The 16,232-nt window shown below is 53.6% G+C and carries 15 protein-coding genes and 1 pseudogene; 9 read left to right on the top strand and 7 right to left on the bottom strand.

The window, feature by feature from the left end:
* The first annotated feature begins 17 nt into the window (after positions 1–17).
* Both prc and htpX read left to right on the top strand, forming a co-directional pair.
* Complete coding sequence (prc, locus tag RAC60_RS00555; RefSeq protein WP_033741935.1) at positions 18–2,063, top strand: carboxy terminal-processing peptidase; 2,046 nt, start codon at positions 18–20, stop codon at positions 2,061–2,063.
* Positions 2,064–2,308: 245 nt separating this feature from the next.
* Complete coding sequence (gene htpX / locus RAC60_RS00560; RefSeq protein ID WP_033741934.1) at positions 2,309–3,190, top strand: protease HtpX; 882 nt, start codon at positions 2,309–2,311, stop codon at positions 3,188–3,190.
* A 37-nt stretch (positions 3,191–3,227) separates the two neighbouring features.
* On the opposite strand, the gene RAC60_RS00565 is transcribed toward htpX, so the two are convergent.
* Positions 3,228–4,601, bottom strand: a complete 1,374-nt coding sequence (locus RAC60_RS00565; RefSeq protein ID WP_375092438.1) for an MFS transporter — start codon at positions 4,599–4,601, stop codon at positions 3,228–3,230.
* A 184-nt stretch (positions 4,602–4,785) separates the two neighbouring features.
* Here RAC60_RS00565 and kdgR point away from each other — a divergent pair, with 184 nt between their 5' ends.
* A complete protein-coding gene (kdgR, locus tag RAC60_RS00570; RefSeq protein WP_058701802.1) occupies positions 4,786–5,580 on the top strand; it encodes a DNA-binding transcriptional regulator KdgR in 795 nt (264 codons plus the stop codon).
* Between the two features lie 31 nt (positions 5,581–5,611).
* On the opposite strand, the gene RAC60_RS00575 is transcribed toward kdgR, so the two are convergent.
* Positions 5,612–5,851 carry a YobH family protein gene (locus tag RAC60_RS00575; RefSeq protein WP_033741931.1) on the bottom strand — a complete coding sequence of 80 codons (240 nt, stop codon included), beginning with the start codon at positions 5,849–5,851 and terminating at the stop codon, positions 5,612–5,614.
* A gap of 218 nt (positions 5,852–6,069) precedes the next feature.
* Between RAC60_RS00575 and RAC60_RS00580 the strand changes: the two genes are divergently transcribed.
* The 5 genes and pseudogenes from RAC60_RS00580 to rlmA all read left to right on the top strand — a co-directional run bounded on the left by RAC60_RS00580 (position 6,070) and on the right by rlmA (position 9,204).
* Complete coding sequence (locus tag RAC60_RS00580) at positions 6,070–6,342, top strand: YebO family protein (RefSeq protein WP_185199370.1); 273 nt, start codon at positions 6,070–6,072, stop codon at positions 6,340–6,342.
* Between the two features lie 17 nt (positions 6,343–6,359).
* Positions 6,360–7,364 (top strand): MBL fold metallo-hydrolase, encoded by a 1,005-nt coding sequence (locus RAC60_RS00585; protein WP_375092439.1) that lies wholly within the window; start codon positions 6,360–6,362, stop codon positions 7,362–7,364.
* Positions 7,365–7,893: 529 nt separating this feature from the next.
* Positions 7,894–8,012, top strand: a pseudogene (locus RAC60_RS00590) (DUF2627 domain-containing protein).
* A gap of 36 nt (positions 8,013–8,048) precedes the next feature.
* Positions 8,049–8,258, top strand: coding sequence for a transcription antiterminator/RNA stability regulator CspE (cspE, locus tag RAC60_RS00595; RefSeq protein WP_001062678.1), 210 nt, complete (start codon positions 8,049–8,051; stop codon positions 8,256–8,258).
* A 136-nt stretch (positions 8,259–8,394) separates the two neighbouring features.
* Entirely contained in the window at positions 8,395–9,204 is an 810-nt protein-coding gene (rlmA, locus tag RAC60_RS00600) for a 23S rRNA (guanine(745)-N(1))-methyltransferase (protein WP_033741923.1), read from the top strand.
* On the opposite strand, the gene RAC60_RS00605 is transcribed toward rlmA, so the two are convergent.
* The 4 genes from RAC60_RS00605 to manX all read right to left on the bottom strand — a co-directional run bounded on the left by RAC60_RS00605 (position 9,201) and on the right by manX (position 12,409).
* Positions 9,201–9,659, bottom strand: coding sequence for a DUF986 family protein (locus tag RAC60_RS00605; RefSeq protein WP_033741922.1), 459 nt, complete (start codon positions 9,657–9,659; stop codon positions 9,201–9,203). The genes rlmA and RAC60_RS00605 overlap by 4 nt on opposite strands.
* Before the next feature lie 73 nt (positions 9,660–9,732).
* The gene (locus tag RAC60_RS00610) at positions 9,733–10,578 is read right to left on the bottom strand and encodes a PTS mannose transporter subunit IID (protein ID WP_006119465.1); all 846 of its coding nucleotides are present in this window, start codon (positions 10,576–10,578) and stop codon (positions 9,733–9,735) included.
* Positions 10,579–10,593: 15 nt separating this feature from the next.
* A complete protein-coding gene (locus tag RAC60_RS00615; RefSeq protein WP_375092665.1) occupies positions 10,594–11,394 on the bottom strand; it encodes a PTS mannose/fructose/sorbose transporter subunit IIC in 801 nt (266 codons plus the stop codon).
* Positions 11,395–11,437: 43 nt separating this feature from the next.
* Positions 11,438–12,409: a PTS mannose transporter subunit IIAB gene (gene manX, locus RAC60_RS00620; protein WP_375092440.1), complete on the bottom strand. Its 972-nt coding sequence runs from the start codon at positions 12,407–12,409 to the stop codon at positions 11,438–11,440.
* A gap of 501 nt (positions 12,410–12,910) precedes the next feature.
* On the opposite strand from manX, the gene RAC60_RS00625 reads away from it, so the two are divergent.
* Positions 12,911–14,479 carry a TerC family protein gene (locus RAC60_RS00625; protein WP_205958535.1) on the top strand — a complete coding sequence of 523 codons (1,569 nt, stop codon included), beginning with the start codon at positions 12,911–12,913 and terminating at the stop codon, positions 14,477–14,479.
* A 62-nt stretch (positions 14,480–14,541) separates the two neighbouring features.
* Here the strand turns inward: RAC60_RS00625 and RAC60_RS00630 are convergent, their stop codons facing one another.
* Positions 14,542–16,104 (bottom strand): EAL domain-containing protein, encoded by a 1,563-nt coding sequence (locus RAC60_RS00630; RefSeq protein ID WP_033741915.1) that lies wholly within the window; start codon positions 16,102–16,104, stop codon positions 14,542–14,544.
* Between the last annotated feature and the right edge of the window lie 128 nt (positions 16,105–16,232).

A 16,232-nucleotide genomic window follows, 5' to 3' on the forward strand; every position in this document is an offset into this window, starting at 1 on the left:
CGGAGGCTGACCCCGGCATGAACACCTTGTTAAAAGTTGGATTGATCGCGGGCCTGCTGTTGTCAGGCCCTTCCTTTGCCGCCGAGAACATCACTCGTGCCGATCAAATTCCTCAGTTGCATGAAGATCCCCAGGATCCTACCGTCAGCGAGCGCGTCACCTCACGGTTCACGCGTTCTCACTATCGTCAGTTCGATCTGGACGGGGCGTTTTCCGCCAAAATTTTTGACCGCTACCTCAACATGCTCGACTACAGCCACAACGTGCTGCTGGCGTCGGATGTAGCACAGTTTGCCAGCAAGAAAACACAGCTGGGTGACGAACTGCGTAGCGGTAAGCTGGATATTTTTTACGATCTTTATAATCTGGCCCAGAAACGCCGCTTCGAACGCTATCAGTACGCGCTCACGGTCCTGGCTCGCCCGATGAACTTTACCGGTAATGACACCATCGATATTGACCGTTCCAAAGCGCCCTGGCCAAAAGACCAGAACGAATTAAATGCGCTGTGGGATGCCAAGGTGAAATACGATGAGTTGAGCCTGAAGCTGGCCGGTAAAGACGAAAAAGAAATTCGTGACGTGCTGACCAAACGCTATAACTTCGCCATCCGTCGCCTGGCACAGAGCAACAGCGAAGATGTGTTCCAGCTGGCAATGAATGCATTTGCCCACGAAATCGATCCGCACACCAACTATCTGTCGCCGCGCAATACCGAGCAGTTCAATACTGAAATGAGCCTGTCGCTCGAAGGGATTGGCGCCGTACTGCAGATGGATGACGATTATACCGTGATCAATTCTATGGTCGCGGGTGGCCCGGCGGCGAAAAGTAAAGCCATCACCGTTGGCGATCGTATTGTCGGCGTCGGTGAGCCAGGCAAGCCAATGGAAGATGTGATTGGCTGGCGTCTGGATGATGTCGTCGCCAAAATTAAAGGACCGAAAGGCAGTAAGGTTCGCCTTGAAATCCTGCCTGCCGGTAAAGGTACTAAAACCCGCATTGTGACACTGACGCGTGAGAAAATCCGTCTGGAAGATCGCGCCGTTAAGATGAGTATTCACAATGTGGGCAAACAGAAAGTCGGCGTACTGGATATTCCGGGCTTCTACGTGGGCCTGACCGATGATGTCAAAGTGCAGTTGCAGAAACTGCAAAAGCAGAATGTCGACAGCATCGTGATTGATCTGCGGACCAACGGCGGTGGCGCACTGACCGAGGCGGTCTCACTGTCTGGCCTGTTTATCCCAAGTGGCCCCGTGGTGCAGGTGCGCGACAATAATGGTCGCATCCGTCAGGACAGCGATAACGACGGCATTGTGTACTATAAAGGGCCGCTGGTGGTGCTGGTTGACCGCTTCAGTGCGTCTGCCTCTGAAATCTTTGCGGCGGCAATGCAGGACTATGGGCGTGCGCTGATTGTTGGCGAGCCGACCTTTGGTAAAGGCACCGTTCAGCAGTATCGCTCGCTGAACCGCATTTACGATCAGATGCTGCGTCCGGAATGGCCTGCGTTGGGATCGGTTCAGTACACGATTCAGAAGTTCTACCGTATTAACGGTGGCAGTACACAGCGTAAAGGCGTCACTCCCGATCTGCTGATGCCTACCGGCGTTGAAGCGGCGGAGACAGGCGAGAAGTTTGAAGATAACGCCTTACCGTGGGACAGCATCACGGCTGCCACCTACGCGAAAACCGGGGATGTGAAAGCGCTGGTGCCGCAGTTGACGAAAGAACATGATGAACGTATTGCGAAAGATCGTGAGTTCCAGTACATCATGAAGGACATTGCCCGCTTTAATGCCATGAAGGACAAGCGCAATATCGTGTCGCTCAATCTTGCTCAACGCGAGAAAGAGAACCACGAAGACGATGCGCTGCGTCTGGAACGCATTAATGCGCGCTATCAGGCCGAAGGCAAAAAGCCGCTGAAGAGCCTGGATGACCTGCCTAAGGATTACAAAGAACCCGATCCTTATCTGGATGAAACCGTCAAGATTGCCAACGATCTGGCGCAGCTGGAAAAGACGCTTCCCGACGCGTCCGCAGCGAAAAGCAACTGATACGTTCTGGTTTAATAAAAAGCACCGCACTGCGGTGCTTTTTTTATGATAAGTCTGGCAAGGATGCGTCACGTTAATGGGTTGTACTGCGCGCATTCAGTAGGGTTGCGGTAAAGGTTATGTCATATTGTAAAGTTATGTCTTTTTAGGCACTTAAACGTTAAGGTCGCTTGAAAACCTGCACAATGCTCATAGGATATGTATCCGCGCATGAGCGCATGAACTACTGAGGATGATTAACCGTTATGATGCGTATTGCTCTTTTCCTGCTGACCAACCTGGCAGTGATGTTGGTATTCGGGCTGATTCTCAGCCTGACAGGAATTCAGTCAAGCAGTGTTCAGGGCCTGATGATTATGGCAGGTCTGTTTGGCTTCGGCGGTGCGTTTGTCTCACTGCTGATGTCGAAGTGGATGGCGTTGCGTTCGGTCGGCGGTGAAGTGATTGAACAACCACGCAACGAAACCGAGCGCTGGTTGTTAGAGACCATTAGCCAGCAGGCCCGGCAGGTCGGTATTGCGATGCCGCAGGTCGCGATTTACCACGCGCCTGACATCAACGCCTTTGCCACCGGTGCCCGCCGTAATGCGTCACTGGTGGCTGTATCGACCGGGCTGCTGCAAAACATGAGCCGCGACGAGGCTGAAGCGGTGCTGGCGCACGAAGTCGCGCATATTGCCAACGGCGATATGATCACCATGACCCTGATTCAGGGCGTCGTGAACACCTTCGTGATTTTCGTTTCGCGTATTCTGGCGCAGATTGCGGCAGGATTCATGTCTGGTAACCGCGATGGGGAAGAAAGCAGCAACGGTAATCCGCTGGTATACTTTGCCGTTTCTATGGTGCTGGAACTGGTGTTTGGTATCCTTGCCAGCATCATTACCATGTGGTTCTCTCGTCACCGTGAGTTCCATGCGGATGCCGGTTCAGCGAAACTGGTGGGCCGTGAGAAGATGATTGCGGCACTGCAGCGCCTGAAAACCAGCTACGAGCCGCAGGAGCCCAGCAGCATGATGGCGTTTTGTATCAACGGTAAAGGGAAGTCATTCAGCGAGCTGTTTATGTCGCATCCCCCGTTAGATAAACGTATTGAAGCGCTGCGTAGCGGCGAATACCTGAAGTAACCAGGCAAAAAGGCGACTGAGAAGTCGCCTTTTTTTATCACTGTACGCGCGGTGTTTTTATGCGCGACAGACTGAGCAGGGCCGCTGCGGTTGAGAATCCAGCCGCCAGTAACAGCGCCGCATGGGTGCCGTCATTGCCCAGCCAGTTGAACATCAGCGCTACCAGTGCGGCACCGCTGCTCTGACCCAGCAACCGTGCCGTGCCCAGCATACCGCTGGCACCACCGCTGCGTTGACGCGGAGCGGAGGTAATAATGGTGTGGTTATTCGGGGACTGAAACAGGCCAAAGCCCGCCCCGCACAGCATCATGCGCCAGATAATGTCCATGTCGTCTGGCTTCGCAGGTAAGTGAGCCAGCAGAAAAAGCCCGATGGCAAACAGGGCCAGCCCTAATCCCCCGAGTAAGCCCGCATGCACTCGTTCAATTAAACGTCCCGCGACCGGTGAGAGCAGCATGGTGGCCAGCGGCCACGGCGTAAGCAATAAACCGGTTTCGACCTCTGTACGCCCCAGCACGCTTTGCAGGTAGAAGGGCAGTGATACCATCGCCAGCATCTGTGCGCAGAAAGAGCAGACGGAGGTGCACATCGACAGGGCAAAAATAGGGATGCGCAGCAAATCAACCGGCAGCAACGGCACGGCCATCGTCAGCTGGCGTCGGATAAAAACGTAGCCCACCACAATCAGCGTGATAAGTTCTCCTGCGATAAGCCAGATCGATTGTCCCTGGGCAAAGCCACCCAGCGCCGAAATAAGCAGGCCGAAAAAAAGCGCATTCATTACCGCACTGGTGACATCAAACTTCTGTGTTTTGGCCCGTTGCGGGTTATCCGGCAGATAACGTAACGCCAGCCAGAGCGTGACAACGCCCAGTGGCAGGTTGATCAGGAACAACCAGCGCCAGCTGGCAAAGGAGAGGATGGCTGCCGCAACTGTGGGGCCGGCCGCCGTCGAGATCGCCACCAGCAGGGCGTTGATCGCGATGCCGCGGCCCAGATAACGTGGGGGATAAATGATACGAATCAGGGCGGTGTTAACGCTCATGATCGCCGCACCTCCCAAACCCTGAAGCACCCGGCCCAGCGTAAGCAGGGGAAGGGAGGGCGAAAGTGCGCAAAACACCGACGTGATGGCAAACACCACCAGCCCTGCCTGGTAGACGCGGCGGTAGCCGACGATATCGCCTAAAAAAGACAACGACAGTAGCGAGGCGACAATGGCAATCTGATAAGCATTAATCACCCAGACTGACTGGGCCGGACTGGCCTGTAGCTCACGTGAGATGGTTGGCAGCGCGACATTGGCAATCGATCCATCCAGTACCGCCATGATAAGGCCGATGGCGATCGTCAGAATAGCCCAGTAGCGTTGGGGTACTGCGAGTCCGCCGTCAGAAGAGGAAAGTGACATAGAGGCTAATATTAAAGAGTGTGAATATCATCATGCTAATCAATTGGCCGCCAAATTGCATCGTACCCACGGAAAAAATATATTTTAGAGATGTTTCAAACCCGGAAGATTGCCGGGATCGGCGCTGTCACTCTATACTGCAACTCTGTTCCAGTTTTTTTGAAACACGTATTCAGGGTGACAAATGGCCGCTGACGAAAAGGATAAACAGCCGGATGCCGTCTCTTCGGTGCAAAAAGTATTCGGGATTTTGCAGGCGTTAAGCGAAGAGCGCGATCACGGTATTACCGAGCTGGCACAACGGCTGATGATGTCCAAAAGTACGGTCTACCGATTCCTGCAAACTATGAAAGCATTGGGTTATGTCGCGCAGGAAGGGGAAAGTGAAAAATATTCGTTGACCTTGAAACTGTTTGAGGTGGGATCCAACGCGTTGCAGCATAGCGATCTTATCCGTAGCGCCGATGTACACATGCGCGAGTTATCGCGTCTGACCAAAGAGACAATCCATCTGGGCGCGCTGGATGATGACAGCGTGGTCTATGTGCATAAAATTGACTCGCTGTATAACCTGCGTATGGCCTCACGAATTGGTCACCGCAATCCACTGCACTCCACCGCACTGGGAAAAGTGTTGTTGGCCTGGCGCAGTCGGGAGGAGGTGAATGCCATTCTGGAGCGTATGACGTTCACTATTAACACCGCCAACACCTTACCGGACGCAGGCGCGTTACGCGAAGCACTGGGTCAGGTCAGGGCACAGGGTTATGGTGAGGATAACGAAGAACAGGAGGTGGGCGTGCGCTGCATCGCCGTGCCCGTTTTTGATCGCTTTGGTGTTGCCGTCGCCGGACTGAGCCTTTCCTTTCCCACGCTGCGCTTTTCTGCCGCGAACAAGCAACAGTATGTGACGCTGTTACGTGAAGCGGGCCAACGTCTTTCGTCAGAGCTGGGCTATACCGGCAATGACGTGGGTTAAAAAAAAGCGGGCCAGTTGGCCCGCTCTTCCGTTATCCGTTGTCGACCACTTCGCTACTTTTCTTTAGCAGCGGGCAATCCGTCACGCCCACCACGCCGCTGTCTGTATGCAGATATTGCGCGGTCACCATCCCTCTGGCGGTCAGATAGTTACATTTCAGCCCCAGTCCCGCGGCATTCTTGTTGCTGCCCGCCAGCACGCCGTAACCTGTGAACAGCATAGCCAGCCAGAGGATGCCGATAACGATAATCGCCCGAATGAAGAGTTTCATTGTATCTCCTTATGATACCCACGCAGCGTTCCAGTGACTGCTGCTTAACATGATGTACAGGATTAGCATGCCTCGCTTTCAGGCAGGATGCGATCAGAGATAACTGAAAGCGCATAAAGCGCTATATCGCTGACGTCACCATTATCTTTTGCGGCGGCGCGGAGTAGAATAGACGGTCGTTCCTTTTTTGTGATTTCATCAGGTATCTTGAGGCAGTTATGAATGAGTTAGCCGCGAATGCGGGACCGGTAATCTGTTACGGCGTTTTTCTGCTGGCGCTGATTGTGGCATTAATGCTGTGGTTTTACGTTAATCGCGCCAGCGTCCGGGCGAACGAACAGGTTGCGTTATTGACGTCATTGTTAGAAGAGCAAAAGAAACAGAATGCACTGCTGCGGCGGATGATTGAGGCGCAGAATGGTGCAGATGAGCCGTCCCCCGAAGCGCCGTCGGAAAACGACGGACTGATTCGTTTAATCCCGGAACGTTAACCCTGCATGGAGGCCGGATGGCCTGGAAAAATCCCTGGTATGACAGCAGTAAACACCATCACACCGCTGAGGGGTTTCGTAACCCTGAGCCCGACAGCCGCCAGCAGGGTGATCTGCAGCGCTGGCGACGTGAACGCAAAGCCCAGGGATTACCCCATCCGCCTCGTCAGGGCTATGACCAGTTTATTACGCAGTGGTGGCAACCTGCCGATCTGAACGGGGAGGATGACCGTCTCTGGTGGCTGGGCCATGCGGCGCTGCTGATGCGCATAAACCAACACTATATTCTGATTGATCCCGCGCTGTCCCGGCGGGCTTCCCCTTTGCCGTTTATCGGACCTGAACGTAAAACGCCGTCTCCGCTGGCCATTGACCAGTTACCGCGGCTGGATTACGTCCTGATATCCCATAATCATTACGATCATCTGGATAAGCCCACCATCAAACAGATTGTGCGCCGCTTTCCGGACACTGTTTTTCTGGTGCCGCTGGGGCTGGCAGAGTGGTGTGAGCGTCATGGGGTGAAACAGGTGCATGAGCTTGACTGGTGGCAACAGAAAGGGTTTGCGGGAATACAGTTTGATGCGGTCCCTGCGCGCCACTGGAGCATGCGCACCGTTACTAATCGCAACCGAACCCTGTGGTGCGGTTGGGTGATCAGGACCGCTTCGCTGCGGTTTTGGTTTTCCGGTGACAGCGGCTACAGCGACAGTCTTCTGGCGATTGCGCAGCATTATGGCCCTTTTAATCTGGCCGCTTTGCCGATAGGCGCTTATGCTCCGCGCTGGTTTATGGGGGCACAACACATGGATCCCCAGCAGGCGGTGGCGTTGTGGCGCGCGATAGGTCAGCCACTGACCCTTCCCATTCACTGGGGCGTTTTCGAACTGGCGGATGAGTCACTGGATGCGCCCCCGGCTGAACTCCAGCGAGCACTCGCGCAGAGCGGCGAGGGTCAGCAAAATTTTGCGCCCTGGAAAATTGGGGCGAGCCACAGTCTGAGCGATCTCAATCCGACCTAATCCGAAATACGGGGCCCTGTGTTTGTGAAGCGGCAAGGCCCCGGCGTATTCGCTTTTTATTTCTTTTACGCGCTCGGGGTAATTCAAACGTCAGCTGTCAAGAAAATGATTAGTGCGGAGGGGAAGTCTCAACTTTTGATTTTACTAATAATAATTTTTATATTTGTACGAAATAATAAAAGCTGTACAAGCTGAAGCCGTCCGGGTTTACCGTTCCCCTTATCCATTCCTTTATTTGGTGCATTATTGCCATATTAGTGCAATGTAATTTATTTATTGTCATACATCATGATAAAAGCAGGAAAAGTAGTACGTTATCCCATCCGGGATGCAGGAAGCCTTTATTTTATCGTGAAGTTATGACGGTCGCTGGGTTTCGGTTCGCAGCATTTTGTACCATAAAGTACATTCTCTGGGAGCTACCCTGCAATTATGCAAAAACTAACGATCGACATATTAAAAATGGCTTGCCATTATTTAGCGGATATGTGATAACAATTCGTGGGTTAAACGAGGTACAGTTCTGTTTATGTATGGCATCTTCAGTAAAGAAGTTACGAGTAAAGACGTTGACGTTGAATACCGCTTCCTTGCCGAACTTTAATCAGTGCCTCATTCAGTAATGTCTCTGTTTTATCTGTAGGTTAGCCTCCGGGCAAATAAACACTTTAAGGAATTAGTAAAATGGCAAAGATTAAAGGTCAGGTTAAGTGGTTCAACGAGTCTAAAGGCTTCGGTTTTATCACTCCAGCTGACGGTAGCAAAGACGTGTTCGTACACTTCTCTGCTATTCAGGGCAACGGCTTCAAAACGCTGGCCGAAGGCCAAAACGTTGAGTTCGAAATTCAGGACGGCCAGAAAGGCCCGGCAGCTGTTAACGTTACTGCTATCTGATTTCGCCTCAGACGGGTGCCCTGCGCCCGGTCTCAGATATTAAAGCCTTGGCCTTCTGGCCGAGGCTTTTTTTACGCTTTCGCTCGGGTTCCCTGTCGAGTACACTGCTGCGCGTCGATAGATGCCGGAGCGCCTTATGTCCTTGATTTGCCCACTTTGTCACTCTTCCCTGAACCTGACCGAACGCAGCTGGTGTTGCGAAAATCGTCATCAGTTCGATCAGGCGAAAGAGGGCTATGTCAATTTGCTGCCCGTTCAACATAAAGGCTCCCGCGAGCCGGGCGACAGCGCGGAGATGATGCAGGCGCGACGTGACTTTCTGCAGGCCGGTTACTATCAGCCCCTGCGGGACAAGGTGGTTGACGTGCTGAATCAGCATCTGCAGGTACCGGCCGCTCAGATCCTGGATACAGGCTGTGGGGAAGGGTACTACACCGGTGCGCTGGCGGATAACTTTGCGCCAGCGGGCAAGGTCTTTGGCCTGGACGTGGCCAAAATGGCCATTCGGCTCGCGGCGAAGCGCTATCCGCAGGTCCTGTTCTGTGTCGCCTCCAGTCAGCGTCTGCCGTTTGCGGACCATTCCCTTGATGCAGTGGTTCGCATCTATGCGCCCTGTAATGAAGCGGAGCTTAATCGCGTCATCAAACCCGGTGGATACCTGTTAACGGTTACGCCGGGCCCGCACCATCTGGCGCAGTTCAAAGCGCTGATCTATCGCGATGTTCAGCTGCACGCACCGGAAGGGAAAGTGTATCAGGGCTTTCAGCAACGTGCCCGGCATGCGTTAACCTATCCGATGGCCCTTACCGGACAGGCCGCCACCACGTTATTGCAGATGACGCCCTTTGCCTGGCGCGCGCGGCCGGACGTCTGGCAGACGTTAGCCGAAAGCACACAGTTTCAGTGCGAAGCGGATTTTGTGATAACCCTGTGGCAACGCGACTAACGTGCCTCGACCAGGGTTTGATAAATCCGTTCAAGATCGTCAAGCTGCTGCACGGCGATCAGTAAGCGCCGCTGTTCAAGCTGGATGACTAAAATGCCGTCTTCAGACAGATTCATGCTCTGGATACGGGAATAGGCGATCCAGATACCCGCGAAGAACAATCCCTCCCGTTTCATGACCAGCGTGGGGCGGCGGAGCCAGAACAGCCAGAAGGACAAAAAGCACAGCATCATCAAGAGTGTGGTGGTCAGCACGGGTCCCTGATGCGTGACGTTGTTCCAGAGCAGGATGACCAGTAAACCAATAAAAATCAGGCTGTCGGCTTTATGACGGCGCTGCAGCGGCACACGTAACAACGTCGGGCCTTTACGTCGTGGCAGAATCGCCTCGTCGTAGATCGCAAACACCAGCAGAGCAGCGATGCAGAGAGCGATGATGATGTCCGTCAATGACATGGGGCTTCCTTTCGAGCTTCAGTGGATGTTACCGCCAAAAAAATCGGGAGCCTTGCTCCCGATTGCGTCAGGATTACAGCCCAAGCAGGCCGATCCAGTAGCCGAAGATACCGATAGCAAAGAAACCAACGATGATCCACAGGGCATTGACCTTACGCCGCAGCAGCCACATACAGGCAAAGGTCAACAGGAGCGGGACGATGCCGGGCATTAACTGATCCAGAATCGACTGGACGGTAGTGACTGTGGTCTTGCCGGTCTGGTCGGTAATGCGTGACACCACCAGCGGAATATTGACGTGCGTCCACTTATTGACCAGCGCGCCCATGACAAACAGCCCAAGGATAGAGGCACCTTCGGTCAGTTTTTGCAGGAAGCCACCGCCCATATCGCTGACGATATCAATCCCTTTACGGTAACCGTAGGCCACACCGTAATAACGGGTGAGCAGACGGGCCAGGTTAAACAGGATGAAGAACAGCAATGGACCGAGCAAACTGCCGCTCATTGCGATGCCCGCACCCAGGGCGGCAAACACCGGACGAACCGTTCCCCAGAAAATCGGGTCACCTACGCCAGCCAGCGGCCCCATCAGGCCCACTTTGATGCCGTTTATTGCACCATCATCAATTGCGGCACCATTGGCGCGCTGCTCTTCCATCGCCATGGTCACGCCCAGGACCGGGGCCGCAACATAAGGATGTGTGTTAAAGAACTCAAGGTGACGTTTTATCGCCTGCTTGCGGTCATCGTTGTTTTCAGGATAGAGACGGCGAATCACCGGCACCATAGAAAAACAGAATCCCAGCGCCTGCATACGTTCGAAGTTCCAGGAACCCTGGAACAGGTTTGAGCGTACAAAAACAGCACGGACATCGCCTGGCGTCAGTTTCTTTTCGACTTTTGTTATATCAACCATGTTGTCACCTGTTCCTTAATCGAGTTCGTTGTCAAGATCGTTAGCTGACGGCGAGGCCGCAGGCGCACCGGCGGTACGGTTATATTTCGGACTGAGCTGGATATAAAGCACGGACATCACCACGCCAATCACCCCCAGCGCAACCAGGTTGAAACTGGTGAAAGCCGCCGTCACGAAACCGAGATAGAAGAACGGCATCAGGTAACCGGCCCGCATCATATTGATGACCATGGCGTAACCCACCACCACAATCATGCCGCCCGCAATGTTGAGTCCGTTCGTCACGACTTCAGGAATCGAACTGAGCAGAGAGTGCACCGCGTCCGTGCCAACCGAAATCGCAACGATCAACGCCGGAATGGCGATGCGCATGGCCTGAAGCAGCAGGGCGGAGACATGGATCCACGAAATGGCCGTAAGATTGCCTTTCTCTGCGGCTTTGTCCGCCGCATGCTGGAATGCCACGGTCAACGTGCGCACGATAATGGTCAGCACCTGGCCGGCGGCGGCGAGCGGAATAGCCAGCGCGATACCGGCGCCGACGCTTTGCCCGCCTGCAATGACCAGAATGGTGGAGATAATGGACGCCAGCGCCGCATCAGGGGCGACCGCCGCGCCAATGTTCATCCAGCCCAGAGCAATCATCTCCAGCGTTCCGCCGATGATGATGCCTGTCTTCATGTCCCCCAATACGATCCCAATCAGGGTACAGGCCACCAGAGGGCGGTGAAACTGGAACTCATCCAGGATGGATCCCATACCGGCAATACAGGCGATAATAAAGATCAAAATAATTTGAAGTGTGGTTATTTCCATCATACTTCGTGTCCTCTACAGGATAGAAAAGAGTGCTGGCCCGTTAAGCGCCTACTTTGGCTATCAGATCCATCATTTTCAGTTTGGGATCACCTGAAACCTTGCGTACCTCAAGCTCGATATTGCGCTCATTGAGCTTTTGGAACGCGGCGATATCTTTCTCATCAACGGACACGGCATTGTTGACCTGCGTTTTGCCCTGCCGGAAGGCCATGCCGCCAATGTTGACGCTTTTGATATCGACGCTCTGTTCCACAACCCGCAAGACATCGGTGGGATTGGTGAACAGCAGCATGACGCGCTCACGGGCATATTTGGGGTTATTCCAGACGCGCACCATTTTATCGACGCCAACCACGTGCGCGGTCACGCCCGGCGGCGCGACCTGGGTTAAAAGTGTCTTGCGCACATTGTCGTTTGCCACCTCATCACTGACGACAATGATGCGGCTGACATTGGTCTCTTTGGTCCAGCGTGTGGCGACCTGGCCATGAATCAGGCGGTCATCAATACGGGCCAGGCAGATAATCATGTGTTCGTCAGGCGAGAGGGGTCTGACAGCGGCAGGGGTGGGAGGTGGAGTCGGTGCGGCAGCAACGGGCGCGGGTTTGACTTCAGGTTGGGCTTTCAGCGCTTTGACGCCTTCACGGCCAGTTTCAACCGCAATCGCCACCAGCTCATCGAAGGTTGGATTGTCATCCCGCGCCATCAGGGTTTCCACTAACATGGGAATATTCACCCCGGCCACGACCTCATAGCTGTCGTGATCCATGACCAGCCGACTTGCCGCATTAAAAGGACTTCCGCCCCAGGTATCTACCAGAAAAAGCACCCCCTTTGAGGTATCCAGTTCGGCCAGCTTTGCCTGATATTTTTCAATCAGCGTTTCTGCATTTTCGCCCGGTACAAAATCAATCCATTTGACGTTTTCCTGTTCGCCTAAAAGCATCTCTGCCGTTTTAAGCAGTTGTTCTGCTGCCCAGCCGTGTGTACCAATGATCAGAGCAATGGTCACGTGCTACCTCCGTTCGCTTGTTGATTCCATAAGGTGAGGAACCGTTAAGAATTATCGCGTTAACAATGCTGACTTCTTTATTGAGCCTGCCGGCCCGATATCCACATTGCAGGGATAACCAACTCACTACGTGCATGCCGGATTTATTTTAGTGACCGAAAAAATAAATTTTGTGATGTCGGTTGGCTATTTACAGCATAAAAGCGTGAAATTACGTTTTAATGGCGCATAAACGAAGTGATGACAGAATGTAAAAATAAGAAAATTTTTTGACCTTGTTGACCGAACTGATACATTAGCGATCTGTTAATTATTCAGGAGTAATGGGCTTCAGCCCACCCTTATGGACCGTCACCGACGTTGCTTAACCTTGTCTTTGCGCTCCTCAGCGCGTCAATTTACGCCAGACCGCGTTTTCTTTGCTTTTACACCTTGCTCACCGTCACGTCGTCAGACGCTGGTACGTTTTAGCGTAATCACAGCCTTTTTCAGGAGTCACTAATGGAATTTCTGTTCGACCCCTCAATCTGGGCGGGATTGCTCACGCTCATCGTGCTCGAGATTGTGCTCGGCATTGATAACCTGGTATTCATTGCCATCCTGGCCGATAAGTTACCGCCGAAGCAGCGCGATAAAGCGCGTTTGATTGGCCTCTCGCTGGCGCTGGTTATGCGTCTGGGCCTGCTGTCGCTGATCTCCTGGATGGTCACACTGACGCGCCCGCTGTTTAGCGTAGGCGGGTTTAGTTTCGCCGGACGCGATCTTATTTTGCTGGCGGGCGGGATCTTCCTGCTCTTTAAAGCCACGATGGAACTGCACGAGCGGCTGGAAAACCGTCAGCTGGAAAACAGCGGCAACCGCAGCTATGCCAGCTTCTGGGCCGTTGTGGCACAGATCGTCATACTTGATGCAGTCTTCTCACTGGATGCGGTGATTACGGCCGTGGGGATGGTGAATAACCTGCCGGTCATGATGACGGCGGTGGTGATCGCCATGATTGTGATGTTGCTGGCCTCTAAACCGTTAACAAAATTTGTTAACGCCCATCCTACTGTCGTTGTCCTGTGTCTCAGTTTCCTGCTGATGATCGGTCTGTCGCTGGTGGCGGAAGGGTTTGGCTTCCATATTCCTAAAGGCTATCTGTATGCGGCGATTGGTTTCTCGATCCTGATCGAGCTGTTTAACCAGATTGCGCGTCGCAACTTTCTTCGCCATCAGTCGCATCGTCCTATGCGTGAGCGTACCGCTGAGGCCATTTTGCGCCTGATGGGGGGCCGCAACCGGGTACAGACGGCCCCGGCCAGCCCTGAAGAGCAGGCGATAGCCGTCGCGATCCCACAGGAAGCCTTTAAGGATGAAGAGCGCTATATGATTAACGGCGTACTGACGCTGGCTTCCCGTTCAATTCGCAGCATCATGACGCCGCGTGGCGATATCTCCTGGGTGGATGCCAGTCGTCCGGTAGACGAGATTCGTATCCAGTTGCTGGACACACCGCACAGCCTGTTCCCGGTCTGCCGGGGAGAACTGGACGAGATTATCGGCGTTGTCAGGGCCAAAGAGCTGCTGGTCGCACTGGATCATGGTGTGGATGTCGCCACCTTTGCGGCAAACACGCCGATTATCGTGGTGCCGGAAACGCTCGATCCGATTAACCTGCTGGGCGTACTGCGTCGTGCCAAAGGGAGCTTTGTGATCGTCACCAACGAGTTTGGTGTGGTACAGGGCCTGATTACCCCGCTGGATGTGCTGGAAGCGATAGCAGGTGAATTCCCGGATGAAGACGAAACGCCGGATATCATCATGGACGGCGACGGCTGGTTAGTGAAGGGGGGAACCGATCTCCACTCGCTCCAGCAGCTGCTTGATTTTCATGAGTTGGTGAAACCGGACGACGATCATGCGTCACTGGCAGGGTTGCTGATTGCTCAGAAAGGACAATTACCGAAGCCGGGTGACGTCATTGATATCGCGCCGCTTCACTTCCAAATTATTGAAGCGACAGAATACCGCATTGATCTGGTTCGTGTGACGCGCGATCCGCAGCATGACGAGGACGAAGAAGGTTAACTTCCCCGGAAAACGCAAAACGCATCACACTGTGATGCGTTTTTTTTGCCCCAGGCATGGCACTACAGGTCGCTGGTCAGTTGATGTTGCCGTAGCCACGCGGGGAAATCCTCCAGCGGCATGGGGCGGGCAAAATAGTAGCCCTGCAGGTGATCCACGCCGCGGTCACGCAGATAGTCAGCCTGCTCCGGGGTTTCCACGCCTTCCGCCACCAGGCTGATATTCAGCCGTTGCGCCAGTGAGATTACCATATCCGTTACGGTCGCGTTAATCGCATCCGTGCCAATCGAGGCGGTGAAGATTTTATCCAGCTTCAGCACGTCCGGTTGCAGGTCCTTCAGGTAAGACAGCGAACTGTGGCCTGTGCCAAAATCATCAATTGCCAGCCGTACGCCAATCTCATGCAGTTGTGAAATGACCGTTTGATCGACCACCGGCAGCGCATCACGTTCGGTAAGCTCGACGACCAGCTTTGGCACCGGATTGGCAGGCCACCAGATAGTTTGCAGATCTTCCAGAATGGCGCGGTCACGAAAATGACTGGCGGCGACGTTCACAGCAATGTGAAAATCCGGGCTGTGAGGCAGATCCGGCAAGGCTTCGACAACGCGATTTAACACGAAACGGGTTAAAGGCTTAATCAGATTCTGGCGCTCAGTCAGCGGAATAAACACATCGGGCGGGATCCAGCCCTGGCGCGGGTTATGCCAGCGCAGCAGGATTTCAATGCCGTCACACTGACCGTTTCGGGCATTGATGAGCGGCTGGCAGTAAACAATAAACTCCCTGGCGGTGATGCCATAGCTGATTTGCCAGCTCAGACTCATGCGGTTGGCGGTTGCCAGCCACATGACATAGCCTATTAACAAACTCAGCATTAGTGCCAGCGGCAACTGAGAAGGCAACGAGGCCAGTGCCAGACGGGATGGGGAAGGGCCATAAAGCGTTACCGTGTAGGGATAACGCAGTGACGCTTCGTTATAGGTGACTTCATCTTCCGAAGGGACCGCCGACTCAATAAGCGGATTGCCGTATTCCAGGCTCTTGCCGTTGACGTTAAAGATGGCGCGTTCCACCCAGGGCGACTGCGGCTCCAGCAGATAACTGCTCATCAGTTCAATGTTGATGGCCTGCAGGATGCCTGAGCGGTTATCCAGCGTTGTTGGCGTCCAGAGTAATAAGACCGGCGAACCTTTAAGCAGATAGTCATCTGTAGACAGGATCATGCGCTTATCGTTAAGCGCCAGTTCAGGGTAGGTCTGACTAAAGGTGATATCCCGCGAGCCGAAAATACTGGAGCAGTACAGTAAGTCATCGTTCACCAGCAGAATCGCCCGCACGGTTTGTAAGGACGCAATCTTTTCGATTAAGGGAAAACGCGCGTCCTCACAGGGCATGCCCACTAAACCCAGCGTGTTATTGGCTGCCACATCCAGCGGAGAAAACATACGATCAAAACGCGTAATCGCGTTATCGGCAAAGCTAATTGCACGCTGCTGAATCCGTGATTTTTCTTCGAAATAGCGCAAAGCCAGCGTTAACGTAAGAACAATAGAAGCAATCACCACAGCAATTAGCAAACGCTTACGTCTGTACTGTCCAACATATTGCTGGGCCATGAACATCAAGAATCACCTTCCCAAAACCAGAAAAATAGATATAGCTGGGTTGTTATCGGCACGGCCTGGAGCAAATTTAGGACCGGTGCGTAAAATGAAAGGCTGTAAAGAACGCGCTAAAGCGACTGCCGGGT

The organism is Pantoea sp. BR_17 (assembly GCF_041955125.1).
GTDB lineage: Bacteria > Pseudomonadota > Gammaproteobacteria > Enterobacterales > Enterobacteriaceae > Pantoea > Pantoea stewartii.

Excerpts from the sequence above, each read along its gene's own strand:
- htpX (WP_033741934.1), top strand. The coding sequence starts at position 2,309 with ATGATGCGTATTGCTCTTTTCCTGCTGACCAACCTGGCAGTGATGTTG.
- rlmA (WP_033741923.1), top strand. The coding sequence starts at position 8,395 with ATGTCCTTGATTTGCCCACTTTGTCACTCTTCCCTGAACCTGACCGAA.
- cspE (WP_001062678.1), top strand. The coding sequence starts at position 8,049 with ATGGCAAAGATTAAAGGTCAGGTTAAGTGGTTCAACGAGTCTAAAGGC.
- RAC60_RS00565 (WP_375092438.1), bottom strand. The coding sequence starts at position 4,601 with ATGTCACTTTCCTCTTCTGACGGCGGACTCGCAGTACCCCAACGCTAC.
- RAC60_RS00605 (WP_033741922.1), bottom strand. The coding sequence starts at position 9,659 with ATGTCATTGACGGACATCATCATCGCTCTCTGCATCGCTGCTCTGCTG.
- RAC60_RS00625 (WP_205958535.1), top strand. The coding sequence starts at position 12,911 with ATGGAATTTCTGTTCGACCCCTCAATCTGGGCGGGATTGCTCACGCTC.
- prc (WP_033741935.1), top strand. The coding sequence starts at position 18 with ATGAACACCTTGTTAAAAGTTGGATTGATCGCGGGCCTGCTGTTGTCA.
- kdgR (WP_058701802.1), top strand. The coding sequence starts at position 4,786 with ATGGCCGCTGACGAAAAGGATAAACAGCCGGATGCCGTCTCTTCGGTG.
- RAC60_RS00580 (WP_185199370.1), top strand. The coding sequence starts at position 6,070 with ATGAATGAGTTAGCCGCGAATGCGGGACCGGTAATCTGTTACGGCGTT.
- RAC60_RS00610 (WP_006119465.1), bottom strand. The coding sequence starts at position 10,578 with ATGGTTGATATAACAAAAGTCGAAAAGAAACTGACGCCAGGCGATGTC.
- RAC60_RS00630 (WP_033741915.1), bottom strand. The coding sequence starts at position 16,104 with ATGTTCATGGCCCAGCAATATGTTGGACAGTACAGACGTAAGCGTTTG.
- RAC60_RS00575 (WP_033741931.1), bottom strand. The coding sequence starts at position 5,851 with ATGAAACTCTTCATTCGGGCGATTATCGTTATCGGCATCCTCTGGCTG.
- RAC60_RS00615 (WP_375092665.1), bottom strand. The coding sequence starts at position 11,394 with ATGGAAATAACCACACTTCAAATTATTTTGATCTTTATTATCGCCTGT.
- RAC60_RS00585 (WP_375092439.1), top strand. The coding sequence starts at position 6,360 with ATGGCCTGGAAAAATCCCTGGTATGACAGCAGTAAACACCATCACACC.